Origin of the sequence: Roseovarius sp. (assembly GCF_040219995.1) — a bacterium.
In the GTDB taxonomy this organism is placed as follows: domain Bacteria; phylum Pseudomonadota; class Alphaproteobacteria; order Rhodobacterales; family Rhodobacteraceae; genus Roseovarius.
Genome location: NZ_JAVJUC010000003.1, coordinates 1 through 4,647 on the forward strand (window position 1 = coordinate 1; position 4,647 = coordinate 4,647).

5 protein-coding genes are annotated in these 4,647 nt (G+C 59.6%); all 5 read right to left on the reverse strand.

Features of this window, described 5'->3' with window-relative positions; all coding sequences use genetic code 11:
* Positions 1–234, reverse strand: a 234-nt coding sequence (locus RID11_RS00100) for a gamma-glutamyltransferase (RefSeq protein ID WP_350134636.1), incomplete at its 3' end; no start/stop codon positions are given.
* On the reverse strand, positions 231–2,288 hold the full coding sequence (locus RID11_RS00105; protein WP_350134639.1) for an alpha/beta hydrolase domain-containing protein: 2,058 nt from the start codon (positions 2,286–2,288) through the stop codon (positions 231–233). The genes RID11_RS00105 and RID11_RS00100, both read right to left, overlap by 4 nt.
* A 22-nt stretch (positions 2,289–2,310) precedes the next feature.
* A complete protein-coding gene (locus RID11_RS00110) occupies positions 2,311–3,255 on the reverse strand; it encodes an oligopeptide/dipeptide ABC transporter ATP-binding protein (RefSeq protein WP_350134642.1) in 945 nt (314 codons plus the stop codon).
* Positions 3,255–4,313: an ABC transporter ATP-binding protein gene (locus RID11_RS00115; protein ID WP_350134645.1), complete on the reverse strand. Its 1,059-nt coding sequence runs from the start codon at positions 4,311–4,313 to the stop codon at positions 3,255–3,257. The genes RID11_RS00110 and RID11_RS00115 overlap by 1 nt, the downstream gene beginning before the upstream one ends.
* Position 4,314: 1 nt before the next feature.
* A partial coding sequence (locus RID11_RS00120; protein ID WP_350134648.1) for an ABC transporter permease occupies positions 4,315–4,647 on the reverse strand: 333 nt, incomplete at its 5' end.

The following is a 4,647-nucleotide window of genomic DNA, read 5'->3' on the forward strand; positions in this document are numbered from 1 at the left end:
GGCCGCCTTTGGTGCCTTGGCGTGGAAATCCAGATAGTCGGTCTTTCCTGTCTGAGGCGTGAAAAGAGCCATGCTTCCAAATCCTGCGATACCGCACATCAACGGATCAACGACACCTTGCGCAAACGCGCACGCGATTGCCGCGTCGACGGCATTGCCACCCATACGCAGAATATCCGCCCCAGCTTCCGCGGCTTCGGGTTGCGGGCAAACGATCATTCCATCACGTGTCATGGCCGGGTGTCTCCGTCATCGGGGTGGTATGTGTCTATAGTGACCGGCAGGCGCGTCAGATGACGGGGGCGGCCCCAATCGCGCGATAGGGCCACGCAGTTCTGAATGTCACTTTCCAGCATATGCCCGCGGGCCACCAAGTCTTCCGCCGCGCGGCCGATAGCCTCGCTATAGGCCTTCGAGTCCTCAAACCGTGACATGATAGAGGCGCGGGGGTCGCCGATTTGCTGGCGCTCCTCTTCGATATCGGGGAACGGGATATAACTGCCCGTGATGCCGACCATCGCGCCATGTCCCGCATCGCGGCGCCGCAGGCTCCACCCCGTGTAAGTGCCGAGCGGAGCGGCCGCCATCGGAGCACGCAAACCGCCAAGATCGTTTCCGTCCTCATCGACCGCAGGCACCAGAACTGCGTATTGACCATCCGAAAGCCTGAGCGGCGGTGCGGAAACCACGCCGCTCTCCTCGAACGCAGCGCCAAAGTCGAGATGCTCCAAACCGCTGGGGCCAAGAGGTAAGGCAATGCCGGGGATATTGGGAAAGGTTTCGCGCCACTCTTGCGTGCCAACAAGGGTTCCGTCTGCCCGTCTAGGGTAACAGCTTGGCGGCGGCGGAATATCCTCACTCGCCCAGTTGTCCAACTGATCAAGAACCGTGCGGAAAAAGTAATGCGTGGCCACGACGTTGCACGGTGTTTGCGCAATCCCCGTCGGGGGCACACCCAGCTTGGGATCGGCGAAGTGCTGCGAACTGGCCCAGAAATAGATCCGCACGCCTTCGGGCTGTTCCAGATCGGCACCAGTCGTATCGGTATGAACCAGAGAAGCTCGGCGGTGCCAGTATTCGCAGGAGGTATCGGTTTGGATCACCAAGGGATCCGTATCCGGCCGTTTTAGAATGGCATCCTCGGCACCGGTCAGGTGATCCCTGCTCTGAGCGTAGGAAAACGGGAAGCGATCGACCGGTGAGAAATGGTTCTCATGCTCTTGGCCGGGTAGGAGCGTGATGTTTGCAAACCGGTGATTCATCCACATCTTTCCTGCTCCCGCCACATGCGGCAGCACGCCATCAAAGACCCGCCGCCCTTGCCCGTCGGAATTGAAGCCCTGGTAGATGAAATCCCGGATACAGCGCCCGGATTGAGAGCGTCCCCACGCATAGGCCTTGTCGAATGGGACAGTTGCCAGTTCGGGTTGGTCCTCGAAGGTCGCAGTCCCGTTCTTCAAAAAGCTGATGAAATCACGAACGGCGATATGCCCGAGTCCGAGAACAAGCGGGTCCTGAGCCTCATAGATAAGCTCATAGATCCAGCCGGGCTCAAAGCCGTCCCGAAGGTAAAGGTTGCTATGCGAAGGAATGATCGCCGTATCGGTTTTCTTGTTGTCGACGGCGCCGCCGCGTTCCAGCCTCGCGAACGCCCAAGCGTCAGCTGCGATTTCCTGTCTGGCTGCATGAGCATAAGGCCGTCGGGTCAATCTCGCTCGGGATGTGTCGAGGGATGTGGTTGGATAGCTTCGGGTCGAGGCCAAGGAGCTTAATGGCATATCGTGACAACCCGCCTCCGGCGCTATGAACTCAACGCAGATCGTTCCGGTGATTGGCTGCCCGTGCCGTGTCGCGACAGGAACATCCAGCACAAGGCGCCCGTCCCCAGGAAGCAGATCACCCTGCCATCCCAGCCAAACCACAGTATACCCACGACGCATCAGGAAGCCATCACCGGCGTGGTGTTCATCCAGCGGGTCATTGCTTGGCACTGCCGCGTTGAAGAACTGCAACGCACGTTTGTCGCCACGATTGCCATAGTCATAGAAGAGCTTGCCGTTGCCCCGCTCTGGATCACCCGGCCGCAAGATGCAGAAATCCGCCTCGAACGTGACCTTGCCGGTTTCATCGCGGGGCGCCCACTCGATATCGTTTACATCTCGGACCCCTGGTGCAGAGGGGTCGACATGAAAGGTCGCGCGTCCCTTTAGGCGCTCATACGAACCGGCTTCACCAAAGCTCATGCCCTTGGCAAAGGGACGGTGGTCGGTCACGCGATAGTCGATCAAGGTCGCAGACATTCTATTTCTTTCAGTTATTGGGAAAATGACAGCGATAGATATGCGCAGTGCCACTTTTGTCCGGCATCTGCCTTGCACACAGTGCCTCGGCCTTGGGACAGCGAGGGTGAAAGGTGCAGCCGCTCGGTGGATTGAGAGGGCTGGGAAACTCTGCCTCCAGCCCCATCTCCGGTAGGCGCGCCCCTGCGCGCGGGGGCAAGACAGCTTTCAAGAGGGCCTCGGAATAGGGATGACGAGCCCGTTCAAATATTTCGCGACTTGGACCACGTTCGACAATCTGGCCCAGATACATCACCGCGACCTCATCCGCGAGATGGTGGACCACCGCAAGGTTGTGGCTGATCAGGATCATCGTCAGATTCAGCTGACGCTTGAGGTTGTGCAACAAGTTCAGGATCTGGGATTGGACCGACACATCGAGTGCCGATGTCGGTTCATCGCAAATCAGGATTTCCGGCTCACCAATCAGGGCGCGAGCGATAGCGACGCGCTGACGTTGGCCGCCAGAGAGCTGGCTTGGATAGGCCTCGACCAGATGACGAGGCAGGCCAACTTCGCCTGCAAGCTCCCGGACCCTGGACTGCAACGCCCGCCCCCCCTCGCCGCGCACACGCATCGGCGCGGCGATAATCGCCTCGACGGTCATCCGAGGGTTAAGCGAGGAATAGGGGTCTTGAAACACGGGCTGGATCAAACGGGCACGCGCGATCCGGTCATAGGAGTCAATGGGTCGGCCCCCAACCAGAACCTCGCCTGAAGATGGGTTCTCAACCCCCAGAAGAATACGCGCGAGTGTGCTTTTGCCACATCCTGACTCACCGACAAGCCCCAGGGTGCGCCCACGCTCAAGACCCAGATCAATTCCGCGCAAGGCACGCAGGGTTTGCTTGCGCGCAAAGCTTCCGCCGACGCTATAGTCGCGGGTCACGCCCCGCATTGACAGAACTTCGGCCATCAAACGCTCCCGTAACTGATTGGGCTTTCGGTGTTTTCGTCGTCAGGTAGCAACCAGACCGCCGGGTCACGCCCGCTGCCGTCTGCTGGCATGACGCATCGCATGACCCGTCCGTCCCCAGCATCCCGGAGACTAATCGGTCCGGCGCGACACGCATCAGCCGCGTAGGGACATCGGTCGACGAAACCGCATGTCTTGAGTTCGCCGACCTGTCTGGGGACCACGCCGGGAATATATCCGAGGGTCTCGCCCTGCTGGGTCTCACCAGGAACCGGAATCGATCGCACGAGCCCTTCCGTATAGGGATGCAGCGGTTTCGCCAGCACCTGATCACAAGTGCCGACCTCGACCACCTCGCCGCCGTACATGACGACAATCCGGTCGGCCATCCCGGCAACAACGCCCAGATCATGCGTGATCAACAAGAGACCGATCTTGGTCTCCCGCTGGATATCCCGTAAGAGCCGCAGGATTTGCGCCTGAATGGTTACATCGAGGGCGGTTGTCGGTTCATCCGCGATGATTAATTCCGGCTCACAAAGCAGCGCCATTGCAATCATCACACGTTGGCGCAAACCGCCTGAAAGCTGGTGGGGATACTGCTTCAATCTTTCTTTGGGTGCAGGAATGCCCACCTTGCCGAGCAGGTCGCGTGACCGAGCGAGCGCATCGGAGCGCGACATCTTGCGGTGCTGTAACAGTATCTCGCACATCTGATCCCCGATCCGATAGCACGGATCAAGAGCCGTCATGGGATCCTGAAAGATCATCGCAATCCTGTCACCGCGCAACTCACGCCAGCGCTTGGCACTGGCTGCGTCGAGAGATTCACCATTCAGATCCAATGAGGTGGACTGCACCTTTGCCTGACGCGGCAAGAGCCCCATGATGGCAAGCGCAGTCAGGCTTTTCCCGCAGCCGGATTCCCCGACCACCGCCAAGGTTTCACCGCGACCGACATCAAGGCTGACATCACGCACCGGACGCAAGGTTGCGCCGGGAACGGGTATTTCGACATTCAGGCCAGCGACACTGAGAATTGAGGTGTCTTTGGTCATATCAGGCTTTTCCTTCGGGGGTTGTCACATCACGCAGCGCATCGCCCACGAGGTTGATTGCAAAGACCAGCAGCACCAGCGCGGCGCCAGGTATGGCAATCATCCAGGGACGGAACAGGAGCTGCGCCTTTGCCTCTGCGACCATCAGGCCCCACGACACATCAGGCGGCTGAACACCCAGGCCGAGGAAAGACAATGCTGCCTCGAGCAGGATGGCGTGGGCAATCTCGATTGAGGCGACGACGACCAGCGGCCCGGTGATGTTCGGCAGAATCTCGCGAAACAGAATGCGCGGAGTCGAACTGCCGATGGCACGGGCTGAGGTGATGTATTC

Bases quoted from the DNA above. Each gene is read 5' to 3' on its own strand.
- RID11_RS00110 (WP_350134642.1), bottom strand. From the start codon at position 3,255: ATGGCCGAAGTTCTGTCAATGCGGGGCGTGACCCGCGACTATAGCGTC.
- RID11_RS00115 (WP_350134645.1), bottom strand. From the start codon at position 4,313: ATGACCAAAGACACCTCAATTCTCAGTGTCGCTGGCCTGAATGTCGAA.